The sequence below is a fragment of the Nitratireductor sp. ZSWI3 genome (assembly GCF_024655565.1).
Lineage (GTDB): Bacteria > Pseudomonadota > Alphaproteobacteria > Rhizobiales > Rhizobiaceae > Nitratireductor.
The window spans coordinates 51,163-70,749 of the sequence record NZ_JANKOF010000013.1 but is presented as its reverse complement, the minus strand read 5'-3'; the positions used below and the strand labels follow the sequence as shown (position 1 = coordinate 70,749).

The 19,587-nt window shown below is 66.6% G+C and carries 15 protein-coding genes; 11 read left to right on the top strand and 4 right to left on the bottom strand.

All coding sequences use genetic code 11. The annotated features are described in order from the left end of the window. Positions 1–136 precede the first annotated feature (136 nt). The 11 genes from mdoH to NUU27_RS06800 all read left to right on the top strand — a co-directional run bounded on the left by mdoH (position 137) and on the right by NUU27_RS06800 (position 14,938). Entirely contained in the window at positions 137–1,936 is a 1,800-nt protein-coding gene (gene mdoH / locus NUU27_RS06850) for a glucans biosynthesis glucosyltransferase MdoH (RefSeq protein WP_257761341.1), read from the top strand. After that, a complete protein-coding gene (locus NUU27_RS06845; RefSeq protein ID WP_257761340.1) occupies positions 1,848–3,128 on the top strand; it encodes an OpgC family protein in 1,281 nt (426 codons plus the stop codon). The genes mdoH and NUU27_RS06845 overlap by 89 nt, the downstream gene beginning before the upstream one ends. Positions 3,129–3,290: 162 nt before the next feature. Continuing rightward, positions 3,291–5,606, top strand: coding sequence for a Tex family protein (locus NUU27_RS06840; protein ID WP_257761339.1), 2,316 nt, complete (start codon positions 3,291–3,293; stop codon positions 5,604–5,606). A 118-nt stretch (positions 5,607–5,724) separates the two neighbouring features. Then, complete coding sequence (locus tag NUU27_RS06835; protein WP_257761338.1) at positions 5,725–6,627, top strand: LysR family transcriptional regulator; 903 nt, start codon at positions 5,725–5,727, stop codon at positions 6,625–6,627. A gap of 108 nt (positions 6,628–6,735) precedes the next feature. Then, positions 6,736–7,725: a TRAP transporter substrate-binding protein gene (locus tag NUU27_RS06830; protein ID WP_257761337.1), complete on the top strand. Its 990-nt coding sequence runs from the start codon at positions 6,736–6,738 to the stop codon at positions 7,723–7,725. 159 nt (positions 7,726–7,884) lie between these two features. After that, complete coding sequence (locus tag NUU27_RS06825) at positions 7,885–8,355, top strand: TRAP transporter small permease (protein ID WP_257761336.1); 471 nt, start codon at positions 7,885–7,887, stop codon at positions 8,353–8,355. After that, positions 8,352–9,641: a TRAP transporter large permease gene (locus NUU27_RS06820; RefSeq protein ID WP_257761335.1), complete on the top strand. Its 1,290-nt coding sequence runs from the start codon at positions 8,352–8,354 to the stop codon at positions 9,639–9,641. Before NUU27_RS06825 ends, NUU27_RS06820 begins: the two co-directional genes overlap by 4 nt. 14 nt (positions 9,642–9,655) lie before the next feature. Then, positions 9,656–10,597 (top strand): dihydrodipicolinate synthase family protein, encoded by a 942-nt coding sequence (locus tag NUU27_RS06815; protein ID WP_257761334.1) that lies wholly within the window; start codon positions 9,656–9,658, stop codon positions 10,595–10,597. Then, entirely contained in the window at positions 10,598–12,859 is a 2,262-nt protein-coding gene (locus NUU27_RS06810; RefSeq protein ID WP_257761333.1) for a molybdopterin-dependent oxidoreductase, read from the top strand. After that, positions 12,860–13,639, top strand: a complete 780-nt coding sequence (locus tag NUU27_RS06805; RefSeq protein ID WP_257761332.1) for an SDR family oxidoreductase — start codon at positions 12,860–12,862, stop codon at positions 13,637–13,639. Between the two features lie 18 nt (positions 13,640–13,657). Further along, positions 13,658–14,938, top strand: a complete 1,281-nt coding sequence (locus NUU27_RS06800) for a D-amino acid dehydrogenase (protein WP_257761331.1) — start codon at positions 13,658–13,660, stop codon at positions 14,936–14,938. Here NUU27_RS06800 and NUU27_RS06795 read toward each other — a convergent pair. Genes NUU27_RS06795 through NUU27_RS06780 form a run of 4 tightly spaced genes read right to left on the bottom strand, consistent with a single transcriptional unit; the run spans position 14,902 to position 19,537 of the window. Further along, positions 14,902–15,678 carry a FadR/GntR family transcriptional regulator gene (locus NUU27_RS06795; RefSeq protein WP_257761330.1) on the bottom strand — a complete coding sequence of 259 codons (777 nt, stop codon included), beginning with the start codon at positions 15,676–15,678 and terminating at the stop codon, positions 14,902–14,904. The genes NUU27_RS06800 and NUU27_RS06795 overlap by 37 nt on opposite strands. After that, a complete protein-coding gene (locus tag NUU27_RS06790; protein WP_257761329.1) occupies positions 15,671–16,660 on the bottom strand; it encodes an ABC transporter ATP-binding protein in 990 nt (329 codons plus the stop codon). The genes NUU27_RS06795 and NUU27_RS06790 overlap by 8 nt, the downstream gene beginning before the upstream one ends. Further along, positions 16,653–18,593, bottom strand: coding sequence for a dipeptide/oligopeptide/nickel ABC transporter permease/ATP-binding protein (locus NUU27_RS06785; protein ID WP_257761328.1), 1,941 nt, complete (start codon positions 18,591–18,593; stop codon positions 16,653–16,655). The genes NUU27_RS06790 and NUU27_RS06785 overlap by 8 nt, the downstream gene beginning before the upstream one ends. Then, complete coding sequence (locus tag NUU27_RS06780; RefSeq protein ID WP_257761327.1) at positions 18,593–19,537, bottom strand: ABC transporter permease; 945 nt, start codon at positions 19,535–19,537, stop codon at positions 18,593–18,595. The genes NUU27_RS06785 and NUU27_RS06780 overlap by 1 nt, the downstream gene beginning before the upstream one ends. Positions 19,538–19,587 lie beyond the last annotated feature (50 nt).

The window sequence follows — 19,587 nt, the reverse complement described above, 5'->3', positions numbered from 1 at the left end:
CCAGATCGATAGCTTGTGGTCTGCCCCAAACAGACGGGTCCCATCTGTTTGGGGCAGACCACGGGCCTGGAAATAACCGGCGTCAGACCGGAACGACGGCGACAGGGATGGCGGCCGAGGCTGCCCTAGGAGCATGATGGTCAGCGTTAGACGTGTACTCTCGATCCTGTTTTGCCTGGTGATGGCGGGGCTGGTTGCATCCCTGGCGGTCGGCTACTTCTCCAGCGACGGCATCCAGTGGGTCGATGCGATCCGCATCGTCCTGCTTGCGGCGAGCACCATGTGGCTCGCCTGGGGCGCGGCCTATGCCTTCAACGGCCTGTTGAGCTTTCCCCTGAAGGCGGGCGAGCAAGCGTTCGAACTGGTGCCGACCACCTCGCGCACGGCCGTTCTCGTTCCCGTCTACAACGAAGACCCGGTCAAGACCTTCTCCCACGTGGCGGCCATGATCGGCAGTGTCGAAGCGCTTGGCCTTGCCGATCGCTTCGAGTTCGCCATCCTGTCCGACACGCGCAACGAGCGAGTCGCCGAACAGGAGGCGCACTGGTTCGGGCGGCTCTATGACGAATTCGGCGCTAGTGTCGCGCTCTATTATCGCCGGCGTGAGGCGAACACCGGAAAGAAGGCCGGCAACGTGGCGGATTTCATCCGCACCTCGGGCGCGCTCTACGACTATCTCCTCGTCCTCGACGCCGACAGCCTGATGGAAGGCGCGACGATGGCGGAGATGGTGCGGCGCATGGATGCCGACCCGAAGCTGGGGCTGTTGCAGACGCTGCCCAAGATCGTCCATGCGCGCTCCTTCTTCGGTCGCGCCATGCAATTCTCCACCGGCTTTTATTCCCCTGTCTACACGCGCGGCCTGGCGGAGTTGCAAGGGGAGGCCGGGCCGTTCTGGGGACACAATGCGATCGTGCGGACGCGCGCTTTCGCGCAGAGCTGCGGGCTGCCGGAACTGAGCGGCACGCCGCCGTTTGGCGGGCATATCCTCAGCCATGACTATGTCGAGGCGTCACTGCTCACGCGCAACGGCTGGACGGTGCGCGTCGAGCCCGACCTTGTCGGCTCATACGAGGAGGGGCCGGACAACGTGATCGATTTCGCCAAGCGCGACCGGCGCTGGTGCCAGGGCAATCTGCAGCATGCGCGCGTCATGATGGCGCCGGGCCTGCGGCTGTGGAGCCGTTTCGTTTTCCTGCAGAACATCATGGCCTATGTGACCTCGCCGCTGTGGGCGTTGTTCATCATCGCCAGCATCGCGGCGCCGACCCTGAAGGGCGTTCCGGATTATTTTCCCGAACCGGGCCTGTTTCCCGTCTTCCCGCGTGTCGAGCAGGGCCTCGCGCTGACGCTCCTGGTCGGCGTGTTCGGTCTCTTGATCGGGCCGAAGCTGCTGATCGTCGTGCGCGGCGCGCTGAGCAGTGGCAACGGACAGTTCGGCGGGACATGGCGCGCCCTGCTCAACACGCTGACCGAGATCCTGACCACCAGCCTGCTGGCGCCGATCATGCTCATGTATCAGTGCCGTGCCGTCCTCGAAGTGTTTTCCGGAATGGACGGCGGTTGGCCGGAGACGGACCGTGAAGCGGGCGCGGTCAGCCTGTCGGAGGCCTGGGCGGCGGGTTGGTGGATCAGCGCGACGGGGCTCGTCACGCTGGGCCTGGCGTTCCAGTTCGCACCCGAATACGTCTCGTGGCTGCTGCTCGTCGCCGGCCCTCAGGTGTTCGCGCCGCTCCTCATTCACGTGACGTCGTGGAACGCTTCGGGCCGGCTGCGCGATGCGGGCATCTTCCTGACGGGAATCGACAGCCATCCTTCGCCGGTCGTCCGCGGCCAGGAAGCGGTGCTTGCCCGCTGGCGCGGTGCGCCGGCAGAGCAAGCGGCCGCGCCAACGGGCCGAAGCGGCGGGCTCGCGCCGGCCGAAGCTGACCGGTGAGGTGCAGGCTTTGAACGCTCCCTTAGTGCCGATCGGTCACGGACGCGACCAGCGCCTCGACGTCTTTCGCGGCCTGGCTCTCATCACGATCTTCATCAACCATGTGCCCGGCAACGTCTACGAGTTGCTGACCTCGCGCAATTTCGGCTTCTCCGACGCCGCCGAGGCTTTCGTCCTGATGTCCGGCATCGCCGTCGGGCTCGCCTATTCGCGCGGCTTCAGCGCGGGCCCGATGTTTTCGGCCTGCATGCGCGTGTGGCGGCGGGCAGGGGTCCTTTACGTCACGCACATCGTCAGCTCGGTGATCGCCATCGCCCTGGTTGCCGCCGGCGTCCTCTTCCTCGGCACGGTCGAGATGATCGGCAAGATCAATTTCGCCCGCCTGCTCGACCAGCCGCTGCAGGCCATGGTCGGTATTCCGTTGCTCGGCCACCAGCTTGGCTATTTCAACATTCTGCCGCTCTACGCCGTGCTGCTGGTGATTTCGCCGCTCTATATCCTGATCGGCCTGCGCAGCCGGCGAGCCCTCGTCGGGGTGGCGTTGCTGGTCTGGCTCGTCGCGGGCATGTTCCGGCTCAACATGCCGAACTATCCGAATCCGGGTGGCTGGTTCTTCAACCCGTTCTCCTGGCAATTGATCTACGCCATCGGCATCGCCGGCGGCTTGTCGATGCTCGAGAAGCGCAAGCTCGTTCCCTTCAGGGCATGGCTCTTCTGGGCCAGCACGGCCTTCCTCGTCTTCTCCTGCGCCTGGGTGCAACTGCGCGTCGGTGCCATTCCCGGCGGCGATGCGCTGCCCTTCTTCATCGGCACCTTCGACAAGACGTTCGTGTCCTTGCCGCGCCTGCTCCATGCGCTGGCGCTCGCCTATGTGCTGACCAACGTCGCCTGGGTGATGGCGCTCTTCAGGCATCCGGTCTTCCGGCCCATCGAGCTGATGGGCAAGAACGGGCTCGCGGTCTTTGCGGCGGGCTCGGTCCTGGCGATCGTTCTGCAGGTCCTGCGCGTCCGCTTCGAGACGGATTTCGTTTCGGATGCCGTGCTTCTGGGCGGCGGGCTGGCGATCCAGTACGGCATCGCGCGGTTCCTGTCGGCGCAGAAGGCGCTGGCCGGCAAGAAGAAGGCGCTGGCGACCGAAGCCCCCTATCATCTGCCGTCGGCCGGCAAGCCCCGTTTGAGCGAGAGCGCCTGAGCGGGCCACGGTGGCGTGCATCCATCTTTCGTTTTTCCGGATGGCTGCAAAATGCTTTAACAGCATTCCTGCGTGGACAACGGCCGGCGCCCCGACGTGCTGCTTGGCTGTATGGCGGAAATGCGACTATGGTCGCCGCCGCCCATCGATTCAGGAAATCGCATGACCACCGACTCCAAACGCATCGCCGCCCTTATCGCCACCGAGATCAATGCCCGCCCGGAACAGGCCGCGGCGGCGATCGCCCTGCTTGACGAGGGAGCGACGGTTCCGTTCGTCGCGCGCTATCGCAAGGAGGTGACCGGCGGCCTGGACGACACGCAACTGCGTCTGCTGTCGGAGCGTCTTGCCTATCTGCGCGAGCTCGACGCGCGCCGGGACACCATCCTGGGCTCGATCCGCGAGCAGGGCAAGCTGACGGAGGATCTGGAGCGCAGGATCGCCGCGGCGGCCACCAAGGCGGAGCTGGAGGACATCTATCTTCCCTACAAGCCGAAGCGCCGCACCAAGGCCGAGATCGCGCGGGAACGCGGCCTCGGCCCGCTTGCCGAGGCGATCTTCGCCGATCGCTCCGCGGTGCCGTCCGAGCTTGCATCCGCCTATGTCACGGACGAGGTTCCCGACGTGAAGGCGGCGCTGGAAGGGGCGCGTGACATCCTGGCCGAGGGATTTGCCGAAAATGCCGACCTGGTCGGCCGCCTGAGAGCCTACATGAAGGAACGCGCCTTCCTGCGGGCACGGGTGGTGGAAGGCAAGGAAGAGGCCGGAGCAAAGTTCTCCGATTACTTCGACCACGTCGAGCGCTGGGCTGGCGTGCCCAGTCATCGTGCGCTGGCCATGCTGCGCGGGCGCAACGAGGACGTCCTCTCCCTGGACATCGAGGTCGATGCCGACGATGCCTCGGCGGTGAAGCCGGCCGTGCGGATGGTGGCAGAGGCTTACGCGATTGGCCATGAGCTGCCCGGCGACCGATGGCTGATGGATGTCGCGGGCTGGGCCTGGCGCGTGAAGCTGTTCCTGCATCTGACGCTCGACCTGATGCGCGAGCTGCGCGAGCGGGCCGAGGAGGAGGCGATCAACGTCTTCGCCCGCAATCTGAAGGACCTGCTTTTGGCCGCGCCGGCAGGATCAAGAGCGACGATGGGGCTCGACCCGGGCATTCGCACCGGCGTCAAGGTGGCCGTGGTGGACGGAACCGGCAAGCTGGTGGCGGCGACGACGGTCTATCCGTTCCCGCCGAGGAACGATGTGCGCGGGACGCAGGCGGAGCTTGCCTCTCTCATCCGCAAGCACGAGGTCGAGCTGGTCGCCATCGGCAACGGCACCGGCAGCCGCGAGACGGAGAGGCTGGTCGCCGACATGCTGTCCGACATGCCGGCGCCGAAGCCGTTGAAGGTGATCGTCTCGGAGGCGGGCGCTTCCGTCTATTCGGCGTCCGAGACGGCGGCCGCCGAATTCCCGGACCTCGACGTGTCGTTGCGCGGCGCGGTGTCGATCGCCCGGCGCCTGCAGGACCCGCTTGCCGAGCTCGTCAAGATCGAGCCGAAGTCGATCGGCGTCGGCCAGTACCAGCACGATGTCGATCAGTATCGCCTGGCGCGGGCGCTGGACGCGGTGGTGGAGGACGCGGTGAACGCCGTCGGCGTGGATCTCAACACGGCTTCGGCTTCGCTTCTCGCACGCGTGTCCGGGCTTGGCGCCTCGCTGGCAGAGGCGGTCGTCGCGCACAGAAACGCCAATGGCGCCTTCTCCAGCCGGCAGGAGCTGCTGCAGGTCGCAAGGCTTGGTCAGCGCACCTTCGAGCAATGTGCCGGCTTCCTGCGCATTCCGAGCGGTAGCGAGCCGCTCGACGCCTCGGCGGTGCATCCGGAAGCCTATGGCGTGGCGCGGCGCATCGTTGCCGCCTGCGGCCGTGACGTGCGGGCGCTGATGGGGGACAGCGCGGCCCTCAAGGCGCTCGACCCGCGGACCTTCGTCGACGAACGGTTCGGCCTGCCGACCGTGCGCGACATCCTCGCCGAATTGGAGAAGCCCGGCCGCGACCCGCGCCCAGCCTTCCGCACCGCGACCTTCGCCGAGGGTATCGACGACATCAAGGACCTGAAGCCGGGCATGATGCTGGAAGGCACGGTGACCAACGTCGCCGCCTTCGGCGCCTTCGTCGACATCGGCGTCCATCAGGACGGGCTGGTGCACGTCTCGCAGCTCGCCGACCGGTTCGTCAAGGACGCGCATGAGGTCGTCAAGGCGGGCGACGTCGTCAAGGTCCGGGTGCTCGATGTCGATGCCAAGCGCAAGCGCATCAGCCTGTCGATGCGCAAGGATGGCGATGCGGGAGCGAGGCCGCAGCCGCGCGGCGGCGCGAAAGGCCCGTCGGCTTCCTCACCGCGCAATGGCGGATCCGGCCAGAGCCGGCAGCAGAACCGGCCGCAGGGCGCACTGGGGGCTGCCCTGGCCGAGGCGATGAAGCGCAAGTAGGCCGGCCTTTCAGGGGCTTGCGCGGCTGCCGCATCGGCCGGCATCCGGCGAAATCGATTGACAGGGGGCGGCAGCGCGGCTGTGCTTCGGCCTGTCGGACATCGTCTTGCGGGCACTCATGAATCAACGGCAGATCCAGGCATTTCGCCAAGTCATGCGTCACGGCTCGATCACCGCTGCTGCGCAGGCCCTCAACGTTTCGCAGCCGGCCGTCAGCCGTCTCATCGCCGATCTCGAGCGCAGCATCGGCTTCCCACTGTTCCTCCGCCAGGGGGGAAGGTCGGAGCCGACCACGGAGGCGCGAGAGTTCATCCAGGAAGTCGAGCGGATGTTCTACGGGCTCGACCGCCTCGGCCAGGCGGCGCGCGAGATCAAGGATCTGCGCCGCGCAACGCTTCACGTTGCGACCATGCCCATGGTGAGCTTCGAGATCGTCCCCAAGGCGCTGAAAGGGCTGCTGGCCGAGCGGCGCGGCATCAAGGTCACCCATGACGTGCACACCTCCGCCCGCATCGTCGACATGGTGGCGTCCCGCCAGCTCGATCTCGGCGTGGCGCAGACGCACATCGAGCGCCGGGATGTCGAATTTCTCGCCTCCTACCGCACCTATTGCGTTTGCGCCCTGTCGCCGGACCATCCGCTGGGCGGGCGCGACGTCCTCACGCCGCGCGACCTGCGCGGCGAACCGCTGGTGGCGCTCGCCCACCACACGCTGACCGCCAATTACGTCACGCAGAGCTTCGCCGAAGCGAATGTGAACCCGAACATCGCCATCGAGAGCCAGCCGTCCTATTCCGCATGCGGCCTGGCCGCCATGGGGGTCGGGATCGCGATCGTCGACCCGATGACGCCGCGCGTGTTCCGCGAGAACCTGAGGGCCATCCCCTTCGAGCCGCAGATTCCCTTCGATTTTCACATCGTCAAACCGGCGGATCTGCCGTTGTCGCGGGCTGCGGAGGAATTTCGCGTGCATCTGCTCGAGACGCTTGCTTCATTCTCCGACATTCATGCGTTGGCATAAGGTTTTTGCATGACCCCAGATTGAATTTGTATTTGATTTTATGGGATCGAGCCTGAACCATTGACCTCGAGTGGAACCGGCAAACCCAAACAAATGGGAGTCCCAGACATGACAATCAGCAAGCTCTTCCTCGCCGCCGCAGCGGTGCTCGGCCTCGGCGGCACCGTGCATGCCGCCGACTTCAACATCCGCGTTCACACGCTGGTGAAGTCGCCGCACCCCTACAACGACATGGCGGCCTTCCTGAAGGAAGACATCGAGGCCAAGAGCGCCGGCCGCATCGCCGTGCGGATCTTCGATTCCGGGCAACTCGGCCAGGATCCGGCGGTGATCAGCGAAATCGGTCTCGGCACGATCGACGTGATGATCAGCACCACCAGCAACGCGGTGCAGCAGGTGCCGGAATACGCGATCTTCACGATGCCCTACCTCTTCAAGGGCATGGACGATGCGCTTGCCCGGGTCGGTCCGGGAACGCCGGTCGAGGCGCATTTCCAGAAGGTCTATGAAGACCGCGCCCTGAACATGAAGCTTCTGGCACTCGGCGCCTCCGGCACCCGCAACCTGTCGACGGCGGCAACCGTCGTCAACGGCCCGGACGACCTGAAGGGCCTGAAGATGCGCACCCCGCCATCGCCCATGGACTCGGAAACCTGGGCCGCCCTCGGCATGCTGCCGGTCACCGTCGCCTGGGGCGAGCTCTACGCCGCCGTCCAGACCGGTGTCGCCGGGGCGCTGGAAAGCTCGCTGCCGGGTTATGCCGGGTCAAAGCTCTACGAGGTGGCTCCCAACCTCGCCCTGACGGAGCACACGATCCAGATCAACCACATCTCCATTTCCAACCGGACCTGGAACAAGCTGCCGGAAGACCTGCAGAAGGTGGTGCAGGAGGCGGCGGTGGCCGCCAACCAGCTCGGGGTCGACAAGGCCAAGGAGTATGACGACCAGCTCGTCGAAACGCTTCAGGCCGAACACGGCGTCAAGGTCACGAGGCCGGATACGGCGGCGTTCGTCGGGATCCTTTCGCCCATCCAGGCGGATCTTGCGGCCGAGCTCGACCTCGAAGACGAGTATGCACTCCTGAAGGGGCAGCAGTGACGGGCTTGGAGCGGGATGAGGAAAGGTGTGAAGCGGTTTTCCGCCCGCATCCCGCTCCAATTTTTTGAAAGCGATCGCGATGATTTTGGATCGAGCCGATCCAATCATCGCGATCAAGCGGCACAAGCCGCCGCGCTTCTCCGTTCGGAAGGTTCTGGCATGCTGACCCGCATTGCGAACGCGATCGTCAAAGTCACCGAGTTCGGGCTTTGGATCGGCTTCCTGGCACTCGTCGTGACGGTCGGCCTTCAGGTCGGGGCGCGGAATATCTTCAGGATGCCCCTGATCTGGACGCTCGACCTCGCGCAGCTGTTGTTCTCGTGGCTGATCTTCATCGGTGCGGCGGTCGCGTTCCGCCGCGGCGCCCATTACATGGTCGACATCTGGCCGGAGACGTGGGGCGGGTTCCGCTTCCTGCTCGACATCGTCGGTGTCCTTTCGGCGGCCCTCGTGATCTACGTGCTCGTGGTGCACGGCTGGACGCTGACCGAGATCCGTCGCACGAGCACCGTCGCCTCGCTCGGCATTTCGCATTCCTGGATGTTCCTGCCCATGCCGCTCAGCGGCGGGCTGATGGCGCTTTTCCTCCTGGAAGCCATCCGGGACATGGCCAGCAAGAGGCCCTCATGAACCCGCTTCTGCTCCTTCTCCTGTCGTTTTTCGTGCTCATCGCACTGCGGGTAAACATCGGCTTCTCGCTGATCGTCTCCTCGGTTCTCGTCATGTATGTCGAGGACCTACCGCTGACGTCGGTCGTCAACCAGATGTATTCCGGCATCGACAGCTTCACCTTGCTGGCCGTGCCCTTCTTCATGCTGCTCGGCCGCATCCTCAACGCCGGCTCGATCACCGACCGGCTCCTCAAGGTGGCCGATGCGACGGTCGGCCATGTGCGGGGCGGGCTTGGCCACGTCAATGTGTTCGTGTCGATGATCTTCGCCAGCCTGTCGGGTTCGGCGGCGGCCGACACGGCGAGCGTCGGCTCGATCCTCATCCCGGCGATGAAGAAGGCAGGCTATGACCCGGCCTTCGCCGTGGCGCTGACGGCGGCATCCTCGACCCTTGGCGTCATCATCCCGCCGTCCATCATCCTCATCGTCTACGGCGCGTTCGGCAATGTCTCGATCGGCGCCCTGTTCCTGGGCGGTGTGATGCCGGGCGTCATGATCGGCCTGTTCATGATGGCCTACACCTATCTGCTCGCCATCCGGCGGGGCTATCCGGCCAATCCCTTTCCCGGCGTGCTGGCCGTGGGGCGGGTCATGGTCCGGGGCGCGGCGCCGCTGCTCATCCCGGTTCTGGTGCTGGGGGGCATCGTCGGCGGCTATTTCACGCCGACCGAGGGCTCGATCGTTGCCGTCGCCTGGGCGCTGTTCCTGACGCTGGTCGTCTACCGCGACGTTCCGTTGCGGGCGATGCCGAAACTGCTCACGGATGCGGTCATCGATTTCGCCGTGCCGCTTTTCACCGTGGCGGGTGCCGGCATCTTCGGCTGGCTGATCGCCTATCTGGGCGCTGCCGAGATCGTCGTCGATTTCATCACGGGGGTGACGTCGAACCGCTACGGCATCATGCTGCTTCTGATCGGCTTCCTGCTCCTGATCGGCACGGTGCTCAACCCGATCTCGGCGACGCTCATCTTCCTGCCGATCATCCAGGCCCTGGGCAACCAGGCCGGCTACGATCCCGTCCATCTCGGCGTTCTGAGCACGATCGTCCTGTCGGTCGGGCTCATCACGCCGCCCTACGGCATCTGTCTGCTCATCGCCTCGCAGATCGGCGGAGTGCGGCTCGGGCGCGCCATGCTGGCGGTGCTGCCGATCTGCGGGCTGACGGTGCTCGTCGCGTGCCTGTCGCTCTGGTTCCCGTCGATCGTGCTCGGGCTGCCGAAATGGCTGGCGCCGCAATTCTTCTAGGAAAGGACAAGACCATGTCGCACATCAAGCCAAAGGGTTCCTTCGTCGCGCTCGTCACGCCGATGAACGATGACGGGTCCATCGATTTCGAGGGCTTTCGCACGCTTCTGAACTGGCACGCGGAAAACGGCACCGAGGCGGTCCTGATCATGGGATCGACCGGTGAGGTCTCCATGCTCTCGCCCGAGGAGCGCCGGCAGATCATCTCGCAGACGGCGAAGATGAAGCCGGGCAACATGCTCATGTATTACGGCTGCACGGGCAACAACACCGAGACGACCATCGACTATGTGCGCTATGCGAAGGGCGAGGGGGCCGACGGCGCCATCATCGCCGCGCCGGCCTATATCTGCGCCGACAACGATGCGATCACCGATTACGCGCTGGAGGTCTGCGATGCGGAGGATTTCCCCATCGGCTTCTACAACAACCCGCCGCGGGTGAAGACCGACCTGCACTGGACGGATATCCTGAAGCTCGCCCAGCATCCCAACATGGTGGTGCTGAAGGAATCCACCACCCGCGTCGGGCAGGTGGCCCAGGTCTGTGCGGCCAAGCCGGACATGTCCATCATGTGCTGCTGCTCGCCCAATCTGGGCCTCGTCATCCCCACCATGGCGCTCGGCGGCGATGGCACGGCCAACATGACCGGCAACATCATCCCGCGCGAGATGGCGGTCATCTCCAAGAAGTGGGAGAACGGCGAGGATGCCTTCGCCTGCCGCGAGGCCTGGCTCACCAACCTGCCGATGCTGCATTTCGCCTATTCGGCCATCAATCCGGTGGCGATCAAGACGCTGATGCGCCTCATCGGCCTGCCGGCCGGCCCGCTGCGCAAGCCGCTGAAGCCGATCTCGGGCACCGCCCTTCAGGCCGGCATCGATGCCGTGCGCAAGCTCGGTCTCGAGGAGCGCTACGGCTTCCGGCTGTCGCCCGCCGCGATCGCCGCCGAATAGATGGGCGTCAGGCGACGAACCAGCCTCAGCCACTGGGGCGCTTTCGAAGCGACCGTGGAGGACGGCCGCCTCGTCGCCGCGCGGCCGTGGGCCGATGGCGGCGCCGATCCGCAGATGATCGGCGTCTGGCCGGACCTCGTCTATTCTGAAAGCCGCATCGACCGGCCGCATGTCCGTGAAGGGTTCCTGAGGGATCGCGAGCGGGCGGGCGGCGAAGGCCGCGGCCGCGAGAGGATGGTTGCCGTCGACTGGGATACGGCGCTCGCCCTGGTCGCCGAGCAGTTGCAGCGGGTTCATGCCGAGCACGGCGCGGCGTCCGTCTTCGGCGGCTCCTACGGGTGGTCGAGCGCTGGCCGCTTCCACCATGCGCGCACGCAGATCCGTCGCTTCCTGGCGGCGGCGGGCGGCTTCACCGATCAGGTCGGCAACTACAGCTGGGGTGCGGCGAACGCCATCCTGCCGCATATCCTCGGCGATGCCGAGGCCGTGTCGGGCGCGGCAACGGGCTGGGAGACCATCGCCGCCGAAAGCGATGTGGTGGTCGCCTTCGGCGGCCTTAATCCGAAAAACTGGCGCGTGACCTCCGGCGGGGCGGGGCACCACCACATGCCGCGCCACATCGCCGAGGCCAGGCGCCGCGGCGTCAAGTTCATCATCGTGTCGCCCTTCGCCGGCGACTGCCCGGAGGGTCTGGACGCAACCTTCGTCGCGCCGCGCCCGAACACCGACACCGCCATCATGCTGGCACTCGCCCATCAGGCGCTCGTCGAGGGGAGGCCGGACCTTTCCTTTCTCGAGCGCTACACCGAGGGCCATGAAGCCTTTCTCGACTATCTGCGCGGTGCGGCGGACGGCGTGCCGAAGACCCTGTCATGGGCCGCCGGCCTGTGCGACGTTCCCGAGGCCGAACTGTCGGCATTGTGGCGGACGATCCGGCAGGGCCGTGTGATGCTCACGGCCTCGTGGTCGCTGCAGCGGGCGGATCACGGGGAGCAGCCCTTCTGGGCGCTGATCGCACTTGCCGCGATGCTCGGGCAGATCGGCCTGCCAGGCGGCGGCTTCTGCTTCGGCTACGGCTCCCTCAACGGCGTCGGCGCCGCCGCGCGGCGCGGCTTCGTGCCGGCAATGGAGGGGTTGCCCAACCCCGCCGGCAGCGCCGTTCCGGTGGCTTCCTTCATCGAGGCCTTCCTCAATCCCGGCGGGCAGATCCCGTTCAACGGCCGGACCGTCGTCTTTCCGGATGTACGGCTCGTCTACTGGGCCGGCGGCAATCCATTCCACCACGCGCAGGACCTCTTCAAGCTCGAGGCGGCGTGGCGTCGGCCGGAGGCGATCATCGTGCACGAGCCGTGGTGGACGTCGACGGCGCGCCGCGCCGACATCGTCCTGCCTGCCACCACCAGCGCCGAGCGCAACGATCTCGGCGGCTCCTCGCGCGATCCCTTCGTCTTCGCCATGCCGAAGCTGATCGAGCCGTTGGCGGAGGCGCGCGACGATTTCGTGATCTTCCGCGATCTCGCCGACCGCCTGGGCTGCCGCACGGTCTTCGACGAGGGACTGGACGAGATGCAGTGGCTGCGCCGGCTGTGGGCGAAGACGCAGGCGCGCGGCGGGCGGGCGGGCCTCGACATCCCCTCCTTCGAGACCTTTTGGAAGGACGGGCTGTGGGCGGTGCCGGCGCCCGATGCCCCGGAAGTGCTTCTTGAAGCTTATCGACGCGACCCGGAAGCTCATCCCCTCAAGACCCCGTCCGGTCGCATCGAACTCTTTTCGAGGGTGATCGCGGGGTTCGCCTATGCGGACGCTCCCCCTCATGCGGTCTGGCGCGAGCCGCGGGAATGGCTCGGCGCGGCGCGCGATGGCGAATTGCATCTGGTGACCAACCAGCCGGAGAAGCGGCTGCACAGCCAGCTTTATCAGACAAGGCGCAAGAATGCGCCCGAGACGGTCGAGATCAACCGGCGCGATGCGGAAGCGCGCGGCATCGGCGATGGCGACGTGGTACGGTTGTGGAACGAGCGAGGGGCGTGTCTGGCCATCGCCCGCGTCGGCGAGCGCGTTCGCCACGGCGTCCTCGTCATGCCGACCGGTGCCTGGTTCGAACCCGACGAGCAGGCGGAGCGGCTGGAGGTCAACGGCAATCCCAACGTGCTGACCGCCGACCGCAGGACGTCGGCGCTGGGGCAGGCCTGCGCCGCGCTCAGCGCGCTGGTGAGGATCGAACCCTATCGACGGGACGAGAGCAAATCGGAGGCGGATTGAATGGATCTGGGTATAGGCGGCCGCAAGGCACTGCTCACGGGTGCCAGCAAGGGCATGGGCAAGGCCTGCGCCATGGCCCTGGCGCGCGAGGGAGTCGCGATCACCATCGTCGCGCGCACCGAGGCGACGCTTCTGGCGACCGCCGAGGAAATCCGGGCCGCGACGGGCGGTGAGGTGAGGCCCGTCGTCGCCGACATCACGAGACCCGAAGGGCGGGAGGCGGCGCTTGCCGCTTGTCCGGAACCGGACATTCTTCTCAACAATGCCGGCGGCTGCCCGCCGGGCGACTTCCGCGACTGGAGCCGGGACGACTGGATCGCAGCGATCGATCTGATGATGCTGCCGCCCATCGAGATGATGAAGGCAACGGTGGACGGGATGATGGCCCGCGGCTTCGGCCGCATCGTCAACATCGTCTCGCGCAGCGTGAAGATCGCCCAGCCGGAGCTGGGCTTGTCGAACGGCGCGCGTTCGGGCCTCGTCGGCTTCACGGCCGGGCTCTCCCGCCAGACCGTCGCCAGCAACGTGACGATCAACAATCTGCTGCCCGGCATCTTCGACAGCGAGGCGCAGCGCGAACACATCCGCGGCATGCTGGACCCCGGCGGCAAGAGCTTCGACGAGGTCTGGCAGGAGCGCGCGCGCGGCAATCCTGCCGGCCGCTACGGACGCACGGAGGAGATCGGCGCCTACTTTGCCTTCCTTTGCAGCGCGCATGCGGGTTTCATCACCGGGCAGAACCTGTTGATCGATGGAGGCGGCTATCCGGGCACATATTGAGGTGGGGTGCGGCTCCCGATGAAGGTTCTGGTTATCGGCGCGGGGGTGGTGGGCCTGACCACGGCCTGGTACCTGACGAAGCACGGCCATGAGGTGACCGTCGTCGAGCGTTGCGCCGGCCCGGCGATGGAAACGAGCTTCGGCAATGCCGGGGGCGTGTGTCCCGCATTCGCCGGACCGTGGGCCGCGCCCGGCATGCCGCTGAAAGCGCTGAAATGGATGTTCAGGGAGAACGCGCCGCTGAAGGTCCGGCCGCGGCTGGACCCTCATCAGTGGTCGTGGATGCTTCGTTTCCTGGCGAACTGCACCGCCTCCCGCTTCGCCGAGAACAAGGCCCGCATGCAGATGATGGCCCATTACAGCAAGGCCTGCCTCGTCGCCTTGAGGGAGGAGGTCGGGATCGCCTACGACGATGCGGCCAACGGCGTGCTGCAGGTCTTCGCCACGGAGGAGGAGATGGCCGGCGGCGTGCGGGCCGCCGCCGTTCTGGAACGGCTGGAGATCCCCCACCGTCTCGTCGATCGCGACGGGATCGCCACGATCGAGCCTGCGCTGGCGGCAAGCGGCGCGCCGCTCGCCGGCGGCCTTCATCTGCCGGATGACGAGACCGGCGATTGCCGACTCTTCTGCACCCGCCTTGCCGATCTGCTCACGGAGCGCGGCTGCGTCTTCTTCTACGACACCTCGGTGCTGCGGCTCGTCCGTTCGGGCGACCGGATCGACCGGGCGGTGACGACGGAAGGCGGCATGCAGGCGGATGCCTATGTGGTCGCCTGCGGGCCTTTCGCGCCCTCGTTGCTCGGCACCCTCGACATCCGCCTGCCGGTCTATCCGGTCAAGGGGTATTCGATCACCTGTGAAATCGACTTGCCCGAGCGGGCGCCGCGCTCCTCGGTGATGGACGAGCATTCCAAGGTGATGATCACGCGCCTCGGCACACGTCTGCGGGCGGCCGGCGTGGCGGAAATAGCAGGCTTCGACGGCAGCTTGCGCGAAACGGCGCTCGCCGGCATTCGCGCGCGGGTGCGGGCGTTGTTCCCCGACGCCGCAGACTATGATGCGTCGAGCGTGTGGTGCGGGTTCCGCCCGATGACGCCCGACGGTCCGGCGCGGGTCGGTCCGACCCGGTTCGCCAATCTTTTTCTCAATGCCGGCCATGGTTCGAATGGCTGGACACAGGCCTGCGGGACGGCCTCCTATCTGGCTGACATCATCTCGGGAGAGCGCCCGCAGATTGAGTATGACGGGCATGTGCAGCAGCGTCAGTCGCGCACGACCTCGGCGCGCTCCAGCATATAGGCCTCGGCCGTGGCCATGTGCTCCCGCATGATCTGGCGGGCGCGCTCGGCATCGCCGGCCTTGATGGCCCGCAGAAGGCGTATCTGGTAGTTGAGCCCCGTCTCCCTCAACGTGGGGTTCGCTTCCCGATAGATCGCGCGGCAGGCCGTCATGTCGCGCAGGAGGCTGACCAGGAAGGTGCACAGAAAGCCGAGCAGTGCGTTGTCGGTGCGGCGTGCCAGCTCGACATGAAAGTCGAGCTCCGCGAGCCGCTGGCCGTATTCCTCCTCTGCGGTTTTCGGCTCGTCCTCGTAGAGCCTGATCGTTTCCTGCAGCGCGGCGAAGGCGTCGGACGACAGCTTTCCCGCCACGCTCGCCGCCAGAAGGGGCTCCAGTTCCTTGCGGATCGCATAGATGTCGGCAATCGATGGGGGATGGAAAAGAAACAGGTTGTCGAGGAGGCGGATCGCCTCGTCGGCGCCGACGCCGGACACGAAAACGCCGCCGCCGGGCCCGGTCTTGCTGGTCGTCAGACCCTGGATCTCCAGTATCTTCAAGGCTTCGCGCAAGGTGCCGCGCGATGCCCCCTGTGATTGCGGCGAGAGCCATTCGCTCGGCACGCGGTCGCCGGGGGCGAGCCGGTGCGCGACGATCATCTCGCGCACCTTGTCGGCGATGATGTCCGGGCGCTTCCGGCGCCGCAGGACGGCTGAAAGCTGCGAGGGCACCGGTGTGGGAGCCCCTGGGTCCGGGTCAGGCATGTCCTCTCTCTTCGACGGGATGATAGCACGCGGTCCGGTGGGCGGGGCGGCCGGCGGCCTGCTCGAGCGGCGGATGCGAGGCGAGGCACCTGTCCGTCCCGCGGGGGCAGCGCGCATGGAAGGCGCAGCCGGGCGGCGGGTCGTAGGGATCGGGCAGCTCGGTGTTGGCGTCCTCGGGAACGAGCGAGCGCCGGCCGGGCACCGGCGCCGATTTCAGCAGAAGATGCGTGTAGGGATGGCGCGGCGCGGCGAAGATCTCGCGCGCCGGCCCGGTTTCGGCGATGCGACCGAAATACATGACCGCCACGCGGTCGCTGACGCTTTCCACCACCGAGAGGTCGTGGCTGATGAAGACATAGGTCAGGCCGAAGCGCTGCTTGAGGTCGTCGAGGATGTTGAGGACCTGCGCCTGCACCGAGACGTCGAGGGCGGAGACCGGCTCGTCGAGAACGATCAGTTCCGGATCGGCCGCGAGGGCTCGGGCGATGCCGATGCGCTGCGCCTGGCCGCCGGAGAATTCGTGCGGGTAGCGGTCGAGGAACTCGGGCGCCAGGTTGACCGCTTCCATCAGTTCCTTCAGCCGTGCCTGACGCGCCTTTTTGTCGAGCGCCAGGAGATGGCGCAGCGGCGCCTCCAGAATGGCGCGGATGGTCTTGCGCGGATTGAGGGATGCGACGGGATCCTGGAACACGTACTGCACCCGCCGGGCAAGTCTCTGCGGGTCGCGCCTGGCTTCAGCCACGAGATCGCGCCCGTCGAAGGTGATGGTTCCGGCGGTCGGTTTGTCGAGGCCGACGATCAGGCGCGCGAGCGTCGATTTCCCGCAACCGGACTCCCCTACCACGCCCAGCGTTTCGCCCTTCCTGACGTCCAGCGAAACGCCCTGCACGGCATGGACGGCCGGCAGCTTGCGGCCGAGCAGGGAACGTCCGCCGCCGAAGATCCGTTCGGCGCTGTCGATCTCCAGAAGCGGCTCAGCCATGGGCAGCCTCCCTCGTCAGTGGATGCAGGCACCGCACGGCACGCTCCTCGCCGAAGGACGAGAGGGGGATGTCGCCGGTCCGGCAATCGGCCTCGACGCGCGGGCAGCGATCGGCGAAGGCGCAGCCGGCGGGCAGCTTGTTGACGACCGGGGGCCGGCCCTCGATGGAGGCAAGGCGCCGTTCCGGCTGGCCGAGCACCGGCACGCAGTCGATCAGCTTTCCCGTATAGGGATGGGCGGGAGCGGAGAGCACATCCTGCGTCCGTCCGGTCTCCACAATGCGGCCGGCATACATGACGGCGACGCGATCGCAGACCGCCGAGACGACGCCGAAATCGTGGGTGATGAACAGGATCGCGGCGTCCTTCTCACGCCGCAGCGCATCCATCAGCGACAGGATCTGTGCCTGCACGGTGACATCCAGCGCGGTGGTGGGCTCGTCGGCGATGATGAGCCTGGCATCGTTGGCCAGCGCCATGGCGATGCAGACCCGTTGCCGCATGCCGCCGGAAAGCTCGTGCGGATAGGCCTTCAGGCGCGCGCGGGGGTTCGTGATGCGGACGAGGCGCAGAAGGTCCTCGGCGCGCCCGTCGGCCTGCGAGCGCTTCATCGGCCTGTGCGCCGTGATCGCCTCGGCAAGCTGGTCGCCGACGGTGAAGAGCGGATGCAGCGTCGAAAGCGGATCCTGGAAGACATGGCTGACGTCGGCACCGCGCAACTGCCTCATGCGCTCGTCGCTGACGGCGAAGAGGTCCTCGCCGTTGAGCCATGCGGCTCCGCCGGTGATGCTGCCGGGCGGCGTCGGCACCAGGCCCATCAGCGACATGGCGGTGACCGATTTGCCCGATCCGGATTCGCCGACGATCCCCAGGCATTCGCCGCCCTTGAGGTAAAGGTCGACACCGCTCACGGCGCGATAGACGTCGCCGCCGACGTGAAACTGGGTGCTGAGATCGACGAGGTCGAGCAGGCGGTCCTCGTGCGCCGGCTTCTCTGGCACGTTCTCACGCTTGACCGCCGTGCGCGCCACGGGGCGCGTCAGCGCGCCCGATTTGAGCCGCGGGTCGAGGACGTCGCGCACGCCGTCGCCGAACAGGTTGATGCTCATCACCAGCGCGAAGATCATCAGGCCGGGGATGATGGAGACATGCGGCGCGGTGAAGAGGATCTTCCGCCCGTCGCCGAGCATGGAGCCGAGATCGGCCTGCGGCGGCTGCGCCCCGAGGCCGAGGAAGGAGAGGCCCGCGGTCTCGAGGATCATCCAGCCGATCGTGGTCGACATGGTGATGATGATGATCGGCAGCACGTTGGGCAGGACCTCGCCGAACAGGATGCGCATGTTCGACTTGCCCGACAGACGCGCCGCATCGACGAATTCGCGCCGCGACAGGCCGATGGTGATGCCGCGGATGTTGCGGGCGAAGAAGGGGATGTTGACGACGGCGATGGCGTAGAGCGCGTTGAGCAGGCCCGGGCCGAGCGCCGCGACGATGGCGAGCGCCAGAAGGATGTAGGGAAAGGCCATGACCATATCGATGCCGCGCATCAAGATCGTGTCGACACGACCGCCGGCATAGCCTGCCACGAGCCCGATCAGGGAACCGAAGAAGGCGGCGATGAGGGTTGCCGAAATGCCGACGGCGAGGCTGACCCGGGCGCCCCAGACGAGGCGTGAGAGGATATCGCGGCCGAGGGCATCGGTGCCGAGCAGATGCCCTTCGGCAAGCGGGCGGAGCAGTCGGTCGGCAGGCGCCGTCATGTCGGGATCCGGCAGCGGCAGCACGGGCGCTGCAAGCGCGAGCAGGACGATGAGAAGCAGGACGACGAGCCCCGACGTGGCCAGCGTGTTGTTGAGCAGCAGGCGCAACGCGCTCGGCCGGCCGGCGGAGCGCGCTTTGCCTATCCGCATGGCGGGGGCGGCGGTATCGCTCATCAGCGTAACCTCGGGTCAAGCAGCGTCTGCACCACGTCGGCGGCCAGATTGAACAGGACATAGGCTGCCGCGACCACCAGCACGCCGCCCTGAACGAGCAACAGATCGCGGGTGGAGATGGCGTTGACGAGCATCGATCCGATGCCGGGCCACTGGAAAACCGTCTCGATATAGACCGCCCCGCCGAGGACGAAACCAGCCTGGATGCCGATCACGGGGATGACGCTGACGAGCGCCGCCTTGAAGGCGTGACGATAGATGACGCGCCGCTCGGTGAGGCCCTTGGCGCGCGCCGTGCGGATGTAGTCCTGGCGGAGCACCTCGAGCATCGCCGTGCGGGTCAGGCGGGCGATCACGCCGGTGGCGACGGCCGCCAGCGTCAGCGCGGGCAGGAACAGGTGGTGCAGCAGGTCGGGCAGGTCGCCGCCTCCGTAAATGGCGTACATGCCGCTTGCCGGGAAGAGCTTGATCTTCACGGCGAAGGCGAGGATCAGGAGCAGGCCGAGCCAGAAGGAAGGCGTCGAGATGCCGATCAGCACGAGGACGGTGATCGCCTTGTCGGCGAAGCCGTATTGACGGGCCGCCGAGACGACGCCGGCGAGGAGCCCGAGGATCGAGCACAGGACGAGCGCCGTTCCGGCAAGGATCAGCGTCGCCGAGAAGCGCTCCAGCACCTCGTCGAGCACCGGCCGGTTGAGCGCGTAGGAGCGGCCGAGGTCTCCCTGCAGGAGGTTGCCGAGCCAGATCAGGTATTGCTGCGGCAACGACTTGTCGAGACCGAGATCGGCGTTGAGCCTGGCGACGTTTTCCGGCGTCGCATAGGAGCCGAGAATCGCCGTCGCCGGATCGCCGGGGATCATCGCCATGATCAGGAAGACGATGACCGACAGGCCGAACAGGACGGGAATCGCGGCCAGCAGGCGTTTGGCTATGTAGGCTGTCATGGCTGAAGCCTTGCTTCGGTTGGATCAGGATGAAACCGGGCTCGCTCGTT

What these genes read in the sequence shown, in the direction of transcription:
- mdoH (WP_257761341.1), top strand. Translation starts at nt 137, where the DNA reads ATGGTCAGCGTTAGACGTGTACTCTCGATCCTGTTTTGCCTGGTGATG.
- NUU27_RS06840 (WP_257761339.1), top strand. Translation starts at nt 3,291, where the DNA reads ATGACCACCGACTCCAAACGCATCGCCGCCCTTATCGCCACCGAGATC.
- NUU27_RS06835 (WP_257761338.1), top strand. Translation starts at nt 5,725, where the DNA reads ATGAATCAACGGCAGATCCAGGCATTTCGCCAAGTCATGCGTCACGGC.
- NUU27_RS06830 (WP_257761337.1), top strand. Translation starts at nt 6,736, where the DNA reads ATGACAATCAGCAAGCTCTTCCTCGCCGCCGCAGCGGTGCTCGGCCTC.
- NUU27_RS06825 (WP_257761336.1), top strand. Translation starts at nt 7,885, where the DNA reads ATGCTGACCCGCATTGCGAACGCGATCGTCAAAGTCACCGAGTTCGGG.
- NUU27_RS06820 (WP_257761335.1), top strand. Translation starts at nt 8,352, where the DNA reads ATGAACCCGCTTCTGCTCCTTCTCCTGTCGTTTTTCGTGCTCATCGCA.
- NUU27_RS06815 (WP_257761334.1), top strand. Translation starts at nt 9,656, where the DNA reads ATGTCGCACATCAAGCCAAAGGGTTCCTTCGTCGCGCTCGTCACGCCG.
- NUU27_RS06810 (WP_257761333.1), top strand. Translation starts at nt 10,598, where the DNA reads ATGGGCGTCAGGCGACGAACCAGCCTCAGCCACTGGGGCGCTTTCGAA.
- NUU27_RS06805 (WP_257761332.1), top strand. Translation starts at nt 12,860, where the DNA reads ATGGATCTGGGTATAGGCGGCCGCAAGGCACTGCTCACGGGTGCCAGC.
- NUU27_RS06800 (WP_257761331.1), top strand. Translation starts at nt 13,658, where the DNA reads ATGAAGGTTCTGGTTATCGGCGCGGGGGTGGTGGGCCTGACCACGGCC.
- NUU27_RS06795 (WP_257761330.1), bottom strand. Translation starts at nt 15,678, where the DNA reads ATGCCTGACCCGGACCCAGGGGCTCCCACACCGGTGCCCTCGCAGCTT.
- NUU27_RS06790 (WP_257761329.1), bottom strand. Translation starts at nt 16,660, where the DNA reads ATGGCTGAGCCGCTTCTGGAGATCGACAGCGCCGAACGGATCTTCGGC.
- NUU27_RS06785 (WP_257761328.1), bottom strand. Translation starts at nt 18,593, where the DNA reads ATGAGCGATACCGCCGCCCCCGCCATGCGGATAGGCAAAGCGCGCTCC.
- NUU27_RS06780 (WP_257761327.1), bottom strand. Translation starts at nt 19,537, where the DNA reads ATGACAGCCTACATAGCCAAACGCCTGCTGGCCGCGATTCCCGTCCTG.